This is a genomic window from Microbacterium neungamense, from assembly GCF_024971095.1.
GTDB classification, from domain to species: domain Bacteria; phylum Actinomycetota; class Actinomycetes; order Actinomycetales; family Microbacteriaceae; genus Microbacterium; species Microbacterium neungamense.
Genome location: NZ_CP069717.1, coordinates 2073045 through 2088847 on the forward strand (window position 1 = coordinate 2073045; position 15803 = coordinate 2088847).

Consider the following 15803-nt stretch of genomic DNA (forward strand, 5'->3'; position numbering starts at 1 on the left):
GCTGCCGGTGGGCGTGCGGAGGTCGGTCACGGAAGGCCTTCACGAGTGGGGGATGCCGGGCCGAATCGTTTCGACTCGGAGGGTTCCATGCTACTCGCGGGCATCCGCTCGTCCGCAACGGGCAGCCAGCGCGCGCCCGTGCGCCCCGCCGTCAGCGGGCGACGCGGGCGAGGCCCTGCTCGAGGTCGGCGATGAGGTCGCTCACGTCCTCGATGCCCACCGACAGGCGGACGACGTTCTCGGGCACGGCGAGCGCGGTGCCGCGCACCGACGCGTGCGTCATCTCCGGCGGGTAGCCGATCAGCGACTCCACTCCCCCGAGCGACTCGGCGAGCTGGAACAGTTCGGTGGACTCCGCGAAGGCGCGGGCCGCCTCGGGTCCGGCGGCGAGCCCCAGCGAGAGCATCCCGCCGAAGGCGCTCATCTGCCGCGCGGCCACCTCGTGCCCGGGGTGCGACGACAGCCCCGGGTAGAACACCTCGGAGAACTCGGGCCGCGCCGCCGCCCACTCCGCGATCGCCGCCGCGTTCTCGGAGTGCTGCCGCATCCGCACCGCGAGCGTCTTGATGCCGCGGGTCGTCAGCCAGGCGTCCAGCGGGGCGGAGACGGCCCCGACCGCGAACTGCTGGAACCCGACCTGCTCGACGAACCGGTCGTCGCCGAACACGACGGCGCCGCCGAGAACATCGGAGTGCCCTCCGAGGTACTTCGTGGTCGAGTGCACGACGAGGTCCGCGCCGAGCGCGAGGGGCTGCTGCAGCGCGGGCGAGGCGAAGGTGTTGTCGACCACGACGATCGCCCCTGCGGCGTGCGCGATCCCGGCGATCTGCGCGATGTCGACGATCTTCAGCAGCGGGTTGCTCGGCGTCTCCAGCCAGACGATCCGGGTCTCCGGCCGCAGCGCCGAGCGCAGGGCGTCGGCGTCGCCGAGTTCGACCGTCGTGGTGTCGATGCCCCACGGCGCGAGCACCCGGGTGAGCAGCCGGTAGGTGCCGCCGTACACGTCGTTGCCGAGCACGACGTGATCGCCCGGCTTCAGGACGCCGCGCAGCAGCGCGTCCTCGGCGGCAAGCCCCGAGGCGAACGACAGCGCCCGTACGCCGCCCTCGAGCGCGGCGAGCTGCGTCTCCAGCGACGAGCGGGTGGGGTTGCCGGCCCGGTTGTACTCGTAGCCGCCGCGGAAGTTGCCGATGCCGTCCTGCACGTGAGTGGACGACTGGTAGATCGGCGGGATGATCGCCCCGGTCGTCGGGTCCGGCGTCTGGCCGGCATGGATGGCACGGGTGGCGAAGGCGCGGTCGGTCATGTCACTCCTCGGGTCGGTGCTTCCACGCTACGCCCCGCGCCCGGGGCACCCCCGCCCCTCCCGACACAATGTGTCACCAAGTGCTGAGGGAAGCCCCTCCGACCCGCAGTTCGGGACACAGTGTGGCTGGAAGGGCGGGGGCTCAGCGCGACAGGTAGGCCAGCAGGTCCTGGCGGGTGAGCACCGTGTGCGGGCGGCCGTCCTGGGTCACCAGCAGGGCGTCGGCGTCGGCGAGCGCCGCCCTGGCCTGCTCCACGGGCGCGTGCAGACCGACCAGAGGCAGCCGCTCCCCCACATGCCGGCCGACCGGGTCGGCGGGCGTCGCCTCCCCGCGGAACAGCAGGTCCAGCAGGCCGCGCTCATCCACCGTCCCGATCAGCTCGCCCATCATCACCGGCGGCTCGGTGCTGAGCACCACCAGCTGCGAGACGCCGTACTCGCCCATGATGCCGATCGCGTCCAGCACGGTCTCGTCCGGATGCACGTGCACGAGGTCGGGGATCACGGACCCCGACTCCTCCCGCATCCGTGCGCGCACCGCGAGGACGTCGGCCACGGTCCCCGGGCCCTCGTCGTCGCCGAAGCCGTACGCCCGCATCCACGCGTCGTTGAAGATCTTGCTCAGGTACCCGCGCCCGCCGTCCGGCAGCAGCACCACCATCACGGCATCCGCGGGGAGGTCCTTCGCGACGCGAAGCGCCCCCACCACCGCCATGCCGCTGGACCCGCCGACGAGGATGCCCTCCTCGCGCGCGAGCCGGCGGGTCATGGCGAACGCCTCCGCGTCGCTCACCGCCACGATCTCGTGCGGCACCGACGCGTCGTACGCCCCCGGCCAGATGTCCTCGCCGACGCCCTCGACGAGGTACGGCCGCCCGGTGCCGCCGCTGTAGACGCTGCCCTCCGGGTCGACGCCCACGATCCGCACCCGGTCGCCGGACACCTCGCGCAGGTACCGTCCGGTGCCGGTGATCGTGCCGCCGGTGCCGACGCCGGCGACGAAGTGCGTGATCCGCCCCTCGGTGTCCGCCCAGATCTCGGGGCCAGTGGTCTCGTAGTGGCTGCGCGGGCCGTTCGGGTTCTCGTACTGGTTCGGCTTGAACGCGCCGGGGATCTCACGCGCGAGCCGGTCGCTGACGCTGTAGTACGACTCGGGGCTGTCGGCGGGGACGGATGTCGGTGTCACCACCACCTCGGCGCCGTAGGCGCGCAGCACGTCGATCTTGTCCTGCCCCACCTTGTCCGGTACGACGAACACGCAGCGATACCCGCGCTGCTGGGCGACCAGAGCCAGCCCTACACCGGTGTTGCCGCTGGTCGGCTCGACGATGGTCCCGCCCGGACGCAGGTCGCCGGATGCCTCGGCGGCGTCGATGATCCGGCGGGCGATGCGGTCCTTGCTCGATCCGCCCGGGTTCAGGTACTCGAGCTTGACCAGCACGGTGCAGGCGACGCCGTCCGTCACCCGGTTGAGCCGGACCAGGGGCGTGCCGCCGACGAGGTCGGCGACGGATTCCGCGTAGCGCATGCTCTCAGGCTAGACGCGCGGATGCCGGATGGGACTCCCCGTTTCGGGGCGGCTTCTCCCGTTCGGGGCGGGCATCCGCCGCCCCAAGTGCGAGAATCCGCCCCGAACCCGGCTTGGCAACCGTCCGACCCGGCCCGGCATCCGTCTCCGGAGCCGGGCGGGCGGAGCCGGGCCGGGCGGGCGGAGATCAGCCCTTCGTGGCCCCCGCCAGCAGACCGCGGACGAAGAAGCGCTGCAGGGAGAAGAACACGATCAGCGGCACGATGATCGAGATGAAGGTACCCGCCGACTGCAGGAACCAGCGGTTGCCCCATGTGCCCGACAGCGAGTTCAGCGCCTGGGTGATCGGCAGCGCGCCCGGTGCGGCGAAGATCGTCGCCACGAGCAGGTCGTTCCACACCCAGAGGAACTGGAAGATCGCGAACGACGCGATCGCCGGCATCGCCAGCGGCAGGATGATCCGGAAGAACACCTGGCCGTGGCCGGCCCCGTCCACCCGGGCGGCCTCGACGATGTCGCCCGGGATCTCCGCGATGAAGTTGTGCAGCATGAACGTCGCCAGAGGCAGCGCGAAGATCGCGTGCGCGATCCAGACGCGGGCGTAGCTGTAGTTCACGTCGTTCAGGCCGAAGCCCGGGAACACCTGCACATCGCCGATCGTCAGCCCGTCCGAGAACAGGCTCAGCAGCGGGACGAGGGCCATCTGCAGCGGCACGATCTGCAGGGCGAACACGAAGATGAACAGCATGTTCCGGCCCTTGAAGTCGATCCACGCGAACGCGTAGGCGGCCATCGACGCGATCACGATCGGGAACACCGTGGCCGGGATCGTGATCGCGAGCGAGTTCACGAACGCGGCGGCGAGCGTGGTCGAGGTGCCGCCCGAGGTGAGCGCCTCGGCATAGTTCTGCAGCGTGAACGACGGGTCGGTGAACACCGTCCACCATCCGGTCGACTGCGTGTCGGCGCCGGGACGGAAGGAGGTGACGAACAGGCCGAAGGTCGGGATCGTCCAGAACACCGCGATGATGACCGCGGCGATCGTGGCGCCCTTGGACCGCAGCTTCTTGTGGGCGATCGCCTCGTTGCGGCGGGTGTCGCGCGCCACCTGGCGCTTGCTGCGGTTGTCCAGCACGACGGCTTCGGTGGCACTCATCAGCGGATCTCCCTCTGCTTGCGCAGCGATCGGGCGTTGTAGACGATCAGCGGCAGCACGAACAGGAACAGCACCACGGCCAGCGCCGAGGAGTGCCCGTAGCTCTGGAACCGCTGCTGCTGGTTCACCATCTCGAAGCCGAGCACGGTGGTGTCGTCACGTCCGCCGGTCATCACCGCGACGATGTCGTACACCTTCAGCGACGCGATCGTGATGGTCGTCAGCACGACGATGAGCGACGAGCGGATGCCGGGGACGGTGACGTTCCGGAAGCGCTCCCACGCGTTCGCGCCGTCGAGCTCGGCCGCCTCGATCTGCTCGGTGGGCACCGCCTTGATCGCGGCGGACAGGATCACCATGGCGAAGCCGGTCTGCGTCCAGATGAACACGACCAGCAGCATCAGGGTGTTCACGATCGGCTTCACCGCCAGCCAGTTGACCGGGTCGCCGCCGAACAGCGTGACGACCGCGTTCAACAGGCCGAGCTGGTCGCCCTGCCGGTAGTCGTACATGAACTTCCAGATGATGCCCGCGCCGACGAACGAGATCGCCACCGGCATGAACACCAGCACCTTCAGCACCTTCTCGCCGTGCGCGCGGTCGATGAACACCGCATACGCCAGGCCGATCACCACGGAGACGACCGGGGCGAGGATCGCCCAGATCAGCGTGTTGATCACGGATGCCGAGCCGACGGGGTTCGTGAAGACCCAGACGTAGTTCTCGAGGCCGACGAAGTCGGTGCCGGTCTTGTCGAAGAACGACTTCACGAAGGTGGCGATCGCCGGGTAGATCAGCCCGGTCAGCAGCATCACCGCCGCCGGGGCCATGAACAGCACCAGCTGGAACAGGTAGCCGGCGCCCTGCCGCGACCGGTAGTCGGCGAAGAACAGCAGCGCCCCGACGAGCAGGGCGATCGCGACGACGTAGAGCACCGCGTTCGCATACGGACGCAGCAGCATGAACGCCAGCACGGGGATGGCGAGGCATGCGACCAGGCGCATGACGAAGTACCCGCGGCCCGGTCGCGGCGCGAACTCGATGAGCACGAGCAGGATCGCCACGACGACGCCGAAGGCGAGCAGCACGGCCGGGATCTGCAGCAGCGGATGCAGGTTGCCCAGCCACAGGAAGTAGCTGTTCAGCGAGACCCCGATCGTGACCCGTGCCGGGTCCTCCACCGGGGCGCTGAAGATGAGCATGAAGAGCAGTGCGGCGACGAGCACGAAGCCGACGATCACGACGGCACGCGTGATCGCGCGCCCCTTCGGATCAGTGCCGTGCGTCGTCACCGGACTGTCGGTCGTCGCCTCACGGTCGACGGTCGCTTGTGACATGGAGACCCCTTCTGAGTACGGCGCCGGACTCGTCCGGTGCGGATGCGGACGCGGGGTCGGGCACGCGGCCCGACCCCGCGTCGATCAGCAGGTTGAGATCAGCCCTGCTCCGGACTAGTTCTCGTAGCCGGCCTGGATGTCGGAGAGCACCTGCTCGGTGGGCTTCCCGTCGATCCAGTCGACCATCCCCTTCCAGAAGGAGCCAGAGCCGACCGTGGAGGGCATCAGGTCGGACGCGTCGAAACGGAACGTGGTCGACTCGTCCTGGAGGATCGCCATGGACTCCTGCAGGAACTCGCTCGAGGCGAGGCTCGGGTCGGCCTTCTTGTTCGCCGAGATGACACCGCCCAGCTCGACGCGCGCGTCAGCGAACTCCGGGGTCGTCATGAACTCGAGCACCTGCTGGGTGGCCTCGTCGTCGTTGAACGCGGCGACGAACTCGCCGCCACCGGAGACCTGCAGCTCGCCCTCGGTCATGCCCGGGGTGATGAACGCGTAGACGTCGCCGTCCGGCGCCACCGTCGGGGTCTCACCGTCGGCGTTCTTCACGTCGAGGAAGTTCGCCGACAGGAACGACGCCTGGTGGGTGAGCGCGCAGGTGCCGTCGGCGATCTTGGCCGCGACGTCGGCGAACGCGGTGGAGTTGATGCTCTTCACGTCGCCGAACCCGGCGTTCACGTACTCCGGGTTGAGCAGGATGGAGCCGACCGCGTCGAAGGCCTCCTTGATCTTCGGGTCGGTGAACTCCACCTCGCCCGCAGCCCACTGGTCGTAGACCTCGGGGCCGGCCTGGCGCAGGACCAGGTCCTCGATCCAGTCGGTGCCCGGCCAGCCGGAGGCGTCGCCGGAGGCGAAGCCCGCGCACCACGGCGGCTGCCCCGTCTTCTCGCGGATCGTCTCAGTCAGGGTGATCAGCTCGTCCCAGGTCTTCGGGACCTCGACACCCCATTCCTGGAACTTCGCAGGCTGGTACCAGATGTAGCCCTTCAGGTTGGCCAGCATCGGTGCGGCGTAGAAGGTGTCGTCGAACGTGGCGATGTCCTTCCACGCTTCGGACCAGTTCTCGTCGACGGCCTTCTCGACGCTCTCCGGTGCCGGCACGACCTTGCCGGTGTCGACGAGGGTCTTCAGCAGACCCGGCTGCGGGACGATCGCGATGTCCGGCGCGTCACCGCCGGTCACCTTGGTGACGATGTTGCCCTCGAAGCTCTTGTCGCCGGTGTACTCGACGTTGATCCCGGTCTCCTCCTCGAACGCCGCGAAGGACTCGTTCAGGTCGTCCGCCTCGGTGCCGGTGATGCCGCCGGAGATGCGCACCGTCTGCTCGCCGTCGCCGCCGCCACCACCGGTGTCGGCTTCCGCGCATCCGACGAGCGAGACGCCCAGGACCGTCGGGACCGCGAGCGAAGCAAGCAACATGCGCCGCTTGGAAATACTCATTCGTGCCTCCTTGATGTGCGCAGGATCTCTTCCTCACGCGGCGATCGACACCGACCGCCATGGTGACAATCTATTCACCCCTGGTAACGCTTACAACGACCCGCAGGTCACAACCGGCTAACAGATCGCGCCCGCGAGCACCGCCGCAGGCGGAGCGAGACGAAACGCCCCCGCACACGCACGAAGGCCCCGGGCGGACCTCCCCGGTCGTTGAGCGAGCACCGCCGCAGGCGGAGCGAGACGAAACGCCCCCGCACACACACGAAGGCCCCGGGCGGACCTCCCCGGTCGTTGAGCGAGCACCGCCGCAGGCGGAGCGAGACGAAACGCCCCCGCACACGCACGAAGGCCCCGGGCGGACCCGGGGCCTTCATGAAACGCGGTGACGCGGATTACTTGAGGGTGACCGTCGCGCCGGCCTCCTCCAGGGCGGCCTTCGCCTTCTCGGCGGTCTCCTTGTTGGCGCCCTCGAGGACGGCCTTCGGAGCACCGTCGACGACGGCCTTGGCCTCGCCGAGGCCGAGCGAGGTGAGCTCGCGGACGACCTTGATGACCTGGATCTTCTTGTCGCCGGCGGCCTCGAGGACGACGTCGAACGAGTCCTTCTCCTCGGCCTCCTCGGCGGGGGCGCCACCGGCCGGGGCACCCGCGGCGGCAACGGCCACCGGAGCAGCAGCGGTGACGTCGAAGGTCTCCTCGAAGGCCTTCACGAACTCGCTGAGCTCGATGAGGGTGAGCTCCTTGAACGCGTCGAGCAGCTCCTCAGTGCTGAGCTTCGCCATGATGTATCTCCTTGATCGGGGTTTCTATCGCCGCGCCCGGATTCAGGCAGCGGACTCCTGCTTCTCACGCAGCGCCTCGACCGTGCGGACGGTCTTCGACAGCGGTGCCTGGAAGAGTGCGGCTGCCTTCGCCATCGAGGCCTTGAAGAGGCCGGCTGCCTTGGCGAGCAGGACCTCACGGCTCTCGAGGTCGGCGAGCTTGCCGACCTCTTCTGCGGACAGGGCGGCACCGTCGAAGTAGCCGCCCTTGATCACCAGAAGAGGGTGTGCCTTGGCGAAAGCACGCAGACCCTTCGCGACGGAGACCGGGTCACCGTGCACGAAGGCGATGGCGGACGGGCCCTTCAGCTCGTCGTCCAGCGCCGTGATCCCCGCGTTGTTCGCGGCGATCTTGGTCAGCGTGTTCTTCACCACGGCGTATTCCGCGTCCTGACGGATGCTGTTGCGAAGCTCCTTGAGCTCGGCGACCGTCAGACCGCGGTACTCGGTGAGCAGAACGGCGGTCGAGTCCTCGAAGTGCTTCGTGAGCTCGGCGACCGATGCTTCCTTCTGCGCCATGGCCACTCCTTGTGTGTGCGTGATGTCCCACGGCAGTGGGACATCGGCCTCGACCCCGGGCGCACGGCAAAGAAAAACGCTCCGGCGCAAGCGCACGGAGCGGTGGACAGGAGGAATCCTGAATCGTTCGTGTCACCTGCGCGGGCCCCTGCTCAGCAGTGCTTCGATCCCCGTGCTCGCGCACGACGATGACCGGCGGTCTTCGGTTACGACAACTCTAACGGCTCCCCGCCCGCTCGCCAAATCGGCGGGGGTTCCGCGCGCGACGGCCCGCAGGCTAGCGTGGCGTGCATGACCGACGAGACGACGCTCGTGCTCTTCGGGGCATCCGGCGACCTGGCATCCCGCCTGCTCCTGCCGGCCCTCGGCCAGCTGCTCAGCACCGAACCCGACCGCTCGGTGCGGCTGCTCGGGTCCAGCACCGAGGACTGGACAGACGCGGATCTGCAGCGGGTCGTCGACACGGCATTCGCCGCGGCGAAGGCGGAATCGGCGCTCGACCGCATCCGCGTCGAGTACGTCCGCTGCGACATCACGGATGCCGCCGAGCTCGCCGCCCTGCTCGAACGCGCGCCGGACGCCGCCGCGCTGTACTTCGCGGTGCCGCCGGCGGTCACCGCGAAGGCATGCGAGGCGCTGACGTCCGAGATGCTGCCGCCGGGGGTCATGCTCGCCCTCGAGAAGCCGTTCGGGGTCGACGAGGAGAGCGCCCGCGCGCTGAACGAGCGGCTGGCGAGGATCGTGCCGGAGAACCAGGTGTTCCGCATCGACCACTTCCTCGGCCGCTCCAGCATCCTGAACCTGCTCGGCGTGCGCTTCGCGAACCGCCGCGTCGAGCCGATCTGGTCGGCCGAGCACATCGAGTCGGTGACGATCGTGTACGACGAGAAGCTCGGGCTCGAGGGCCGCGCCGGCTACTACGACAAGGCGGGCGCCCTGGTCGACATGATCCAGAGCCACCTGCTGCAGCTGCTCGCCGTCGTGGCGATGGACCGCCCGGAGGCGCTCGACGAGCACGACTTCCGCGAGGCGACCACGCGGGTGCTCCGCGACGTGCACGTCTGGGGCGACGATCCGGTGCGCTCCTCGCGCCGCGCCCGCTACACGGCCGGCGAGATCGACGGCGCCGCACGGGCCGGCTACCTCGAGGAGCCGGGCGTGGATCCGGCCCGCGACACCGAGACCCTGGCCGAGGTCGATCTCGAGGTGCGCAGCGACCGCTGGCGCGGGGTGCCGTTCACGCTCCGCTCCGGCAAGGCCATGGGCGCGAAGTTCGCCGAGGTCGCGGTGTTCTTCCGCCCGGTCGAGGCGATCCCGCGCGGGTTCACCGGCTCCGCACCCGGCGAGGTGATGCGGTTCACGCTCGGCCCCGACCGGATGTCGATCGAGATGAACGTGAACGGCCCGGGCGACCCGTTCGAGCTGGATCGGGCGACCCTCACCGCCGAACTCGGCCCGGGGGCGCTGCAGGCGTACGCGGAGGTGCTCGCCGGCATCCTGGATCGCGACGCGACGCTCGCGGTGCGCGGGGACGCCGCGGAGGAGTGCTGGCGGATCGTCGCGCCGATCCTGGAGGCGTGGCGCCGCGGCGAGGTGCCGATGCAGGAGTACCCGGCGGGCTCGCGCGGCCCGGCCGACTGGCCGTCCAAGCGCTGAGGCCGGCGGCCCCGCGCCGGCGCGCACGTGACAGCGGCGGATGCCCGGCACGCCGAGGATCCGGCGCGGGCGTGTCGGCGGTCCGGGGGTAGCGTGGAGGGGTGACCCCGGAACTCCAAGCGCGCATCGTGGCGGACTCCCGCGACCGCGTCGCGTGGCTCCGCGCCAGGGCCAGGGGGATCACCGCCACCGACGTCGCCGGGCTCTCCAGCGAGGCGTCGATCGCGCGTGCGGCGGACGCCAAGCTGGGCCGCGGCCCGCGCTTCGGCGGCAACGCGTACACCGACCACGGCCGCCGTCGCGAGCCCGAGATCGCGTCCTGGGTCGCCGCGACGCACGGCATCCTGCCCTCCACCGCGCTGTTCTGCGCCGAACGCGAGCGGCGCCATCTGGCCACCCCGGACGGGATCCGCGTCGACGGCGAGGGCCGGGTGCTGCTCGCCGAGATCAAGACGACGAACAAGTCCTGGCGCAGCATCCCGCGCACCTACCTGCGCCAGGTGTGGTGGCAGCAGCACGTGCTCGGCGCCGAGCGGACCCTGTTCGTCTGGGAGGAGCACGACGACTTCAGCCCGGTGCACGACGAGCCGAAGGCGGTGTGGATCGACCGCGACGAGCGCGAGATCGCGCGCCTCGTCGGCCTCGCCACCCGCCTGATCGACGAGCTCTACCACCGCACCACCGGTCAGCGCCCGCCGGCCGCCGCGCCGGCATCCGTCGAGAGCCGCCTGGAATCCCTCCGCGAGCGCGACATGTTCCGCGCCCTCGCCCTCGCGGACTGACCCGCGCCCCTCCCCTGCGCCCGTCGCGCGCGGAACCACGCTGTTCACGCGGAACCACGCTGCCTCGGCGAATCCGATGGTTCCGCATGAACACCGTGGTTCGAGGCAGGGTGGAGCGGATGCCGTCAGAGCAGGCGCCGGCGGTCCAGCCGGAGGTCGCCGGTGAACGGGACGCCGAAGGCGCCGAGCCGGGCGGCGAAGGCGTCCACGGTCACGATGTGCTCGTCGCCCCAGCGGTAGAACGGCCGCCCCGACGTCCCCCGCAGCCAGTCCTCGCGTCTCTTCTCGTCGAGCACGGCGTCCTCGATGCTGCGATTTCCGCGCATGGCGGGATCGAGGTACTTGCCGACGCCGTCGAACTCCCCGAAGGCGGGGATGTCCTCCAGACCGAAGTCGACGAAGTACTCGCCGCCTCCCGGCGCCGCAACCGCGACCTGCAGCTCGACCTCGCGGAATCCGAGGCTGCGCAGTCTCAGACGGCTCACGCTCTCGCCGGGCAGCTGGGCCCGCCCGTCGGCGAACGCCGCGATCGCCCGGCCCCGCTGCGTGCCCGGCGCCCCGTGCGCATCGCGGAAGCGGCGCTGCAGGTCGTCGTGCCAGAGCCCGGCGAGGTCCTCGTCCTGCGGTGCCCGGTCACCGCGAAGCGGCGCAGACCGGCATCCGCGATGGACTGCGCCGCCTCGGTGGACAGGACGCGGCTGACGTCGAAGACGGTGCACAGCGGGCTCGTCACCCGCATCCCCGCCACCTCGACGACGTCCTCGTCGCTGAGATCGAGCCGATGCCGCAGCACGTCCGAGCTGCTGCCCGCATGGCCCGGCTGCGGGATCGCGACGTGGACTCGCGCCGGCTCGTGACGGTAGAGCGGGAAGCCGTGGATGACCGCCGCGGATGCACCGCAGAAGATGGGCGGGGCGACGGCATCCCGATGCACGGCGAGCACGCGCAGCAGGTGACGCCCCTCCGGCCAGAGCCGGCCCCACGACGCCGCCGGCGCATAATGGCCGCGCCGCACCCGCACAAGCACGCCGGACGCCACCCCGGCGGCGATCCAGGCGTCGGTGCGACCTCGGTCGATCAGGTCGGCCCGGCTGCGGAGCATCCTGTTCGCGCGCTCCAGTGTGAGCCGCTCCTTCCGCACCTGCACTGCGCTCGACATGGAGCCCACCCTCCCGCATCCGCACCCCGCCCCCGCCGGAATCCACAGCCCCGCACCATCCTTCGCACCTGTGCAGGACGATCACGCACCCTGCACGGCGCATAGATAGTTGACTTGCGTCAACCACTCGGTTATAGTTGACGATCGTCCACTATCGAGGAGATCCATTGACCGCACCGTCCATGACCCACCGCCAGGTGCTCGAAGCCCTCTCCGGCCTGCTGCTCGGCATGTTCGTGTCGATGCTGTCCGGAACCGTCGTGTCGACCTCGCTCCCGGTCATCGTGCACGACCTCGGTGGGGATCAGGCGGCGTTCACGTGGGTGGTCACCTCGACCCTGCTCACGACCGCGATCGCCACCCCGATCTGGGGCAAGCTCGCCGACCTCTTCAACCGCAAGCTGCTCATCCAGCTCGCCCTCGTGATCTTCGTCGGTGCGACCGCGGCGGCCGGCTTCTCGCAGGATGCCGGGATGCTGATCGCCTTCCGCGCGGTCCAGGGCGTCGGCGCCGGCGGGCTCGCCGCCCTCAGCCAGGTGATCATGGCCGACATCATCAGCCCGCGCGAGCGCGGCCGGTACATGGGGCTGTTCGGCGCGGTGATGGCCCTCGCCACCGTCGGCGGCCCGCTGCTGGGCGGCTTCCTCACGGATGCCGCGGACTGGCGCTGGAACTTCTACGTCGCCATCCCCTTCGCCGTCGTCGCCCTGATCATCCTGCAGGTCACCCTGAAGCCCGGCATCCGCACCCGCGAGACGGTGCGCATCGACTACCTCGGCATCGTCCTGCTGGCCACCTCCGTGTCGCTGCTGCTGATCTGGGTGACCGGCGCCGGCACGGACTTCGGCTGGTGGAGCATGCAGACGCTGCTGATGGCGGGCGGCGCGGTCGTCGCAGGCGTGCTGTTCGTGATCGTCGAGCTGCGCTCGGCGGAGCCGCTGATCCCGCTGACGATGTTCCGCGACCGCACGTTCACGCTGTCGGTGCTCGCCTCGATCGCGATCGGCATCGCGATGTTCGGCACCTCGGTGTTCCTCAGCCAGTACATGCAGATGGCCCGGGGGGCCACACCGACCCAGGCGGGCCTGATGACCCTGCCGATGATCGGTGGACTGCTCATCGCGTCGATGGTGGTCGGCAGCCTGATCACTCGGCACGGCCGGTGGAAGGGCTTCGTCATCGCCGGCGCCGTGCTCACGATCGCCGGATCCGCACTGCTGTCGACGCTGCACTACGACACGCCCTTTGTGCTGGTCTCGCTGTACATGCTGCTGCTCGGCGCGGGTGTGGGCATGACCATGCAGAACCTCGTGCTCATCGTGCAGAACACCGCCCGGCCCGAGGACCTCGGCGCCGCCAGCTCGGGCGTGACGTTCTTCCGCAGCCTCGGCGGCACCGTCGGGGTGTCGGTGATGGGCGCCGCCCTCGCCGGAACCGTGACCGGCCTGATCGACGACCGCAAGGCCGAGCTCGCCGCCGCGATCCGCAGGCTCGGCGCGGCCGGCGCGGAGGCGGCCGCGCAGCTGGACTCGGGCGCCCTGCCCGAGGTGCGGGCGCTGCCGCAGGCGGTGCGCGTGATCGTCGAGGACGTCTACGCCCAGGGCATCGCCGCCTCCTTCCTCATCGCGATCCCGTTCGCCGTGCTCAGTCTGGTGGCGGTGCTGTTCCTGCCGAACCTGCCGCTCACCCGGCTCACCACCTCGGAGCGGATGCAGGCCACGGAGGCCGATCTCGTCACGATCGCCGCCCCGCGCGGCATGGACGCGGTGCCCGCCACCGGGTCGATCCCCACGCAGCAGGCGCGCCGGACGCCGCGCCGGACGCCGCGCCCGGAGCACGACGATGACTGACGGTCGGCTCGACCCGGAGCGCGAGGAGGCGCTGCACGCCCTCGAGGACGAGTTCAGCGCGCTCTTCGCGCGAGTGCGCCGGATGTACCTCGAGTACGCCGCGCGCCTGGCACCCGGGCTCTCCCCCGCCGCCTACAAGCTCTTCAGCGCGATCGCGGCGGCCGGCCAGGCCCGCCCCTCGGAGCTGTCCGAACGGATGATGGCGGACAAGTCGCAGGTCAGCCGCATGGTCCGCGAGCTCGAGGGGCACGGCCTGATCGAGCGGATGCCGGATCCCGCCGACGGCCGCTCCAGCCTGCTGCGCCCCACCGAGGACGGGCTTCGCCGGCTCACCGCGGTGCGCGAGGGCGACGAGCAGCGGCTGCGGAACTCGCTGCGGTCGTGGTCGCTGGACGACATCCGCAACCTCGCCCGCCTGCTGCACGCGCTCTCCTCCGGCGAGACTCCCTGATCAGCGCAGCGGCGCGGAATCACGCTGTTCACCCGGAACCACGCTGCCGCGGCGAATCCGACGGTTCCGCGTGAACATCGTGGTTCGCGGCGCCTGGAGTCCCGGTCAGCGCAGCGGCGCGAGCCTGCGGCGCGCCTCGGCGGCGATCTCCGCGCCGATCGCGTCGAGGAGCGGCGAGCGCAGATTCCACTGCTGCCAGTAGAGCGCCACGCGGGTCGGCTCGCCGCCGAGGTCGACGAGATCGGCGGATGCCGGCGAGGCCTGCGGCTCCGGGATGAGCCCCCACCCCAGCCCGAGCTCGACCGCCCTCGCGAAGTCGTACGAGGCGGGCACGTAGTGTCGCGGCACCGCCCACGGGTCCACGCCGCGCGCCCGCAGCCAGTCGTGCTGCAGGGTGTCGCGCCGGTCGAAGTCGACGAACGGCGCTCGGGCGAGCGCCTCCGGGGTGACGCCGTCGGGCAGCCAGCGCTCGGCATACGCGCGCGTGGCCATCGGCCGGTACTCCAGCACGCCGAGGCCGGTGACGAGGCATCCGCCCACCGGCTTCGCCTCCGAGGTGACCGCCGCCATCACCTCCCCGGACTCGAGCAGCCGCGCGGTGTAGTTCTGGTCGTCGCGGTGCAGGTCGAAGTCGACGTCGTGCTCCTCGGCCAGGCGGGCGATCGGCGGCAGGAACCAGGTCGCCATCGAGTCGGCGTTCACCGCCAGCGGGATGCGGATGCGGGGCGCCTCGCCGCCGTCCGGGCGCAGGCCGAACGCGGTGACCGTGTCGTGCTCGAGCAGCGCGATCTGCCGCGCCAGGCGGACCAGCGCCTCCCCGGCCTCGGTGGCGCGCACCGGTTTGGAGCGCACCAGCACCACCCGGCCGAGACGCTGCTCCAGGGCCTTGATCCGCTGGCTGATCGCGGACGGCGTGACATGTAGGCGCCGCGCGGCGGCGTCGAAGCTGCCCTCGTCGATCACGGCGGCGACGGTCGCGGCGAGCTGGGCGTCGATCTGCACATGAATCATGCTAATGCCGAGACAGGATTCATAACTGGTGTTCATGTGAACGGCGACCTAGCGTGGAGGCATGCTCACCGTTCTCGCGGGTCTCGGACTCGGCCTCTCCCTCATCGTCGCCATCGGCGCGCAGAACGTCTTCGTACTGCGCCAGGGCCTCCGGCGGGAGCACGTCCTGCCCGTGGTCGTGATCTGCGCGGTGTCGGATGCCGTGCTCATCGCCGCCGGTGTGGCCGGCCTCGGCTACATCGTGCAGCAGGCGCCGTGGCTGGTGACGATCGCCCGCTGGGCGGGCGCGGTCTTCCTCGTGACCTACGGCGTGATGGCGGCCCGGCGCGCCTGGCGCGGGGACGGCAGCCTGCAGGTGGACGCCTCCCCCTCCTCCGCCGGCCTCTCGACCGCCGACGCCGGCGCGGCATCCGCTCCGACATCCGGCGGCACCGCGACGATGACCCGCACCCGCCTGGCGCCCGTGATCGGCACGGTGCTCGCGCTCACCTGGCTGAACCCGCACGTCTACCTCGACACGGTCCTCATGCTGGGTTCGGTGGCCGCGACGCACGGCGAGGAGCGCTGGCTGTTCGCGGCGGGGGCGATGACGGCGAGCGTGCTGTGGTTCGCCGGGCTCGGCTTCGGCGCGCGTCACCTCGGACGCTGGCTGCGCACGCGGCGGGCGTGGCGGATGCTGGATGCCGGGATCGCCGTGGTCATGGTGGTGCTCGGCATCGGCCTGGTGCTGCCGGTCCTCGGCGGCTGACCCGGCCGGCGGCCGGCCCCGACCGACGGTCGTCGGGCC

At 70.6% G+C, this 15803-nt stretch carries 15 protein-coding genes; 5 read left to right on the plus strand and 10 right to left on the minus strand.

Annotated elements, in window-relative coordinates; all coding sequences use genetic code 11:
• Positions 1 to 151: 151 nt before the first annotated feature.
• The 7 genes from JSY13_RS10075 to rplJ form a co-directional block, all read right to left on the minus strand.
• Positions 152 to 1306, minus strand: a complete 1155-nt coding sequence (locus JSY13_RS10075; protein ID WP_259606543.1) for a cystathionine gamma-synthase — start codon at positions 1304 to 1306, stop codon at positions 152 to 154.
• A gap of 142 nt (positions 1307 to 1448) precedes the next feature.
• Positions 1449 to 2834: a cystathionine beta-synthase gene (locus tag JSY13_RS10080; protein WP_259606544.1), complete on the minus strand. Its 1386-nt coding sequence runs from the start codon at positions 2832 to 2834 to the stop codon at positions 1449 to 1451.
• A 187-nt stretch (positions 2835 to 3021) separates the two neighbouring features.
• A complete protein-coding gene (locus JSY13_RS10085; protein WP_259606545.1) occupies positions 3022 to 3990 on the minus strand; it encodes a carbohydrate ABC transporter permease in 969 nt (322 codons plus the stop codon).
• Positions 3990 to 5327 (minus strand): carbohydrate ABC transporter permease, encoded by a 1338-nt coding sequence (locus JSY13_RS10090; RefSeq protein ID WP_259606546.1) that lies wholly within the window; start codon positions 5325 to 5327, stop codon positions 3990 to 3992. Before JSY13_RS10090 ends, JSY13_RS10085 begins: the two co-directional genes overlap by 1 nt.
• A gap of 114 nt (positions 5328 to 5441) precedes the next feature.
• Positions 5442 to 6767, minus strand: coding sequence for an ABC transporter substrate-binding protein (locus JSY13_RS10095; protein ID WP_259606547.1), 1326 nt, complete (start codon positions 6765 to 6767; stop codon positions 5442 to 5444).
• Positions 6768 to 7159: 392 nt separating this feature from the next.
• On the minus strand, positions 7160 to 7549 hold the full coding sequence (rplL, locus tag JSY13_RS10100; protein WP_259606548.1) for a 50S ribosomal protein L7/L12: 390 nt from the start codon (positions 7547 to 7549) through the stop codon (positions 7160 to 7162).
• A 42-nt stretch (positions 7550 to 7591) separates the two neighbouring features.
• Entirely contained in the window at positions 7592 to 8107 is a 516-nt protein-coding gene (rplJ, locus tag JSY13_RS10105) for a 50S ribosomal protein L10 (protein ID WP_259606549.1), read from the minus strand.
• A gap of 291 nt (positions 8108 to 8398) precedes the next feature.
• Between rplJ and JSY13_RS10110 the strand changes: the two genes are divergently transcribed.
• Positions 8399 to 9763, plus strand: coding sequence for a glucose-6-phosphate dehydrogenase (locus JSY13_RS10110; protein WP_259606550.1), 1365 nt, complete (start codon positions 8399 to 8401; stop codon positions 9761 to 9763).
• A 101-nt stretch (positions 9764 to 9864) separates the two neighbouring features.
• Positions 9865 to 10545 carry a YqaJ viral recombinase family protein gene (locus JSY13_RS10115; protein ID WP_259606551.1) on the plus strand — a complete coding sequence of 227 codons (681 nt, stop codon included), beginning with the start codon at positions 9865 to 9867 and terminating at the stop codon, positions 10543 to 10545.
• A gap of 125 nt (positions 10546 to 10670) precedes the next feature.
• Here JSY13_RS10115 and JSY13_RS10120 read toward each other — a convergent pair whose 3' ends face one another.
• Positions 10671 to 11030: a hypothetical protein gene (locus JSY13_RS10120; RefSeq protein WP_259606552.1), complete on the minus strand. Its 360-nt coding sequence runs from the start codon at positions 11028 to 11030 to the stop codon at positions 10671 to 10673.
• Entirely contained in the window at positions 11027 to 11704 is a 678-nt protein-coding gene (locus JSY13_RS10125; protein ID WP_259606553.1) for a hypothetical protein, read from the minus strand. The genes JSY13_RS10120 and JSY13_RS10125 overlap by 4 nt, the downstream gene beginning before the upstream one ends.
• A gap of 182 nt (positions 11705 to 11886) precedes the next feature.
• On the opposite strand from JSY13_RS10125, the gene JSY13_RS10130 reads away from it, so the two are divergent.
• Together JSY13_RS10130 and JSY13_RS10135 are read left to right on the plus strand one after the other, a co-directional pair.
• Positions 11887 to 13554, plus strand: a complete 1668-nt coding sequence (locus JSY13_RS10130; RefSeq protein WP_259608199.1) for an MDR family MFS transporter — start codon at positions 11887 to 11889, stop codon at positions 13552 to 13554.
• Positions 13547 to 14005, plus strand: a complete 459-nt coding sequence (locus JSY13_RS10135) for a MarR family winged helix-turn-helix transcriptional regulator (protein ID WP_259606554.1) — start codon at positions 13547 to 13549, stop codon at positions 14003 to 14005. Before JSY13_RS10130 ends, JSY13_RS10135 begins: the two co-directional genes overlap by 8 nt.
• A gap of 105 nt (positions 14006 to 14110) precedes the next feature.
• Here JSY13_RS10135 and JSY13_RS10140 read toward each other — a convergent pair whose 3' ends face one another.
• Positions 14111 to 15007, minus strand: coding sequence for a LysR family transcriptional regulator ArgP (locus JSY13_RS10140; RefSeq protein ID WP_259606555.1), 897 nt, complete (start codon positions 15005 to 15007; stop codon positions 14111 to 14113).
• A gap of 70 nt (positions 15008 to 15077) precedes the next feature.
• Here JSY13_RS10140 and JSY13_RS10145 point away from each other — a divergent pair, with 70 nt between their 5' ends.
• Positions 15078 to 15764, plus strand: coding sequence for a LysE/ArgO family amino acid transporter (locus JSY13_RS10145; RefSeq protein WP_259606556.1), 687 nt, complete (start codon positions 15078 to 15080; stop codon positions 15762 to 15764).
• The last annotated feature ends 39 nt before the right edge of the window (positions 15765 to 15803 follow it).

Excerpts from the sequence above, each read along its gene's own strand:
- JSY13_RS10075 (WP_259606543.1), bottom strand. The coding sequence starts at position 1,306 with ATGACCGACCGCGCCTTCGCCACCCGTGCCATCCATGCCGGCCAGACG.
- JSY13_RS10080 (WP_259606544.1), bottom strand. The coding sequence starts at position 2,834 with ATGCGCTACGCGGAATCCGTCGCCGACCTCGTCGGCGGCACGCCCCTG.
- JSY13_RS10085 (WP_259606545.1), bottom strand. The coding sequence starts at position 3,990 with ATGAGTGCCACCGAAGCCGTCGTGCTGGACAACCGCAGCAAGCGCCAG.
- JSY13_RS10090 (WP_259606546.1), bottom strand. The coding sequence starts at position 5,327 with ATGTCACAAGCGACCGTCGACCGTGAGGCGACGACCGACAGTCCGGTG.
- JSY13_RS10095 (WP_259606547.1), bottom strand. The coding sequence starts at position 6,767 with ATGAGTATTTCCAAGCGGCGCATGTTGCTTGCTTCGCTCGCGGTCCCG.
- rplL (WP_259606548.1), bottom strand. The coding sequence starts at position 7,549 with ATGGCGAAGCTCAGCACTGAGGAGCTGCTCGACGCGTTCAAGGAGCTC.
- rplJ (WP_259606549.1), bottom strand. The coding sequence starts at position 8,107 with ATGGCGCAGAAGGAAGCATCGGTCGCCGAGCTCACGAAGCACTTCGAG.
- JSY13_RS10110 (WP_259606550.1), top strand. The coding sequence starts at position 8,399 with ATGACCGACGAGACGACGCTCGTGCTCTTCGGGGCATCCGGCGACCTG.
- JSY13_RS10125 (WP_259606553.1), bottom strand. The coding sequence starts at position 11,704 with ATGTCGAGCGCAGTGCAGGTGCGGAAGGAGCGGCTCACACTGGAGCGC.
- JSY13_RS10130 (WP_259608199.1), top strand. The coding sequence starts at position 11,887 with ATGACCCACCGCCAGGTGCTCGAAGCCCTCTCCGGCCTGCTGCTCGGC.
- JSY13_RS10135 (WP_259606554.1), top strand. The coding sequence starts at position 13,547 with ATGACTGACGGTCGGCTCGACCCGGAGCGCGAGGAGGCGCTGCACGCC.
- JSY13_RS10145 (WP_259606556.1), top strand. The coding sequence starts at position 15,078 with ATGCTCACCGTTCTCGCGGGTCTCGGACTCGGCCTCTCCCTCATCGTC.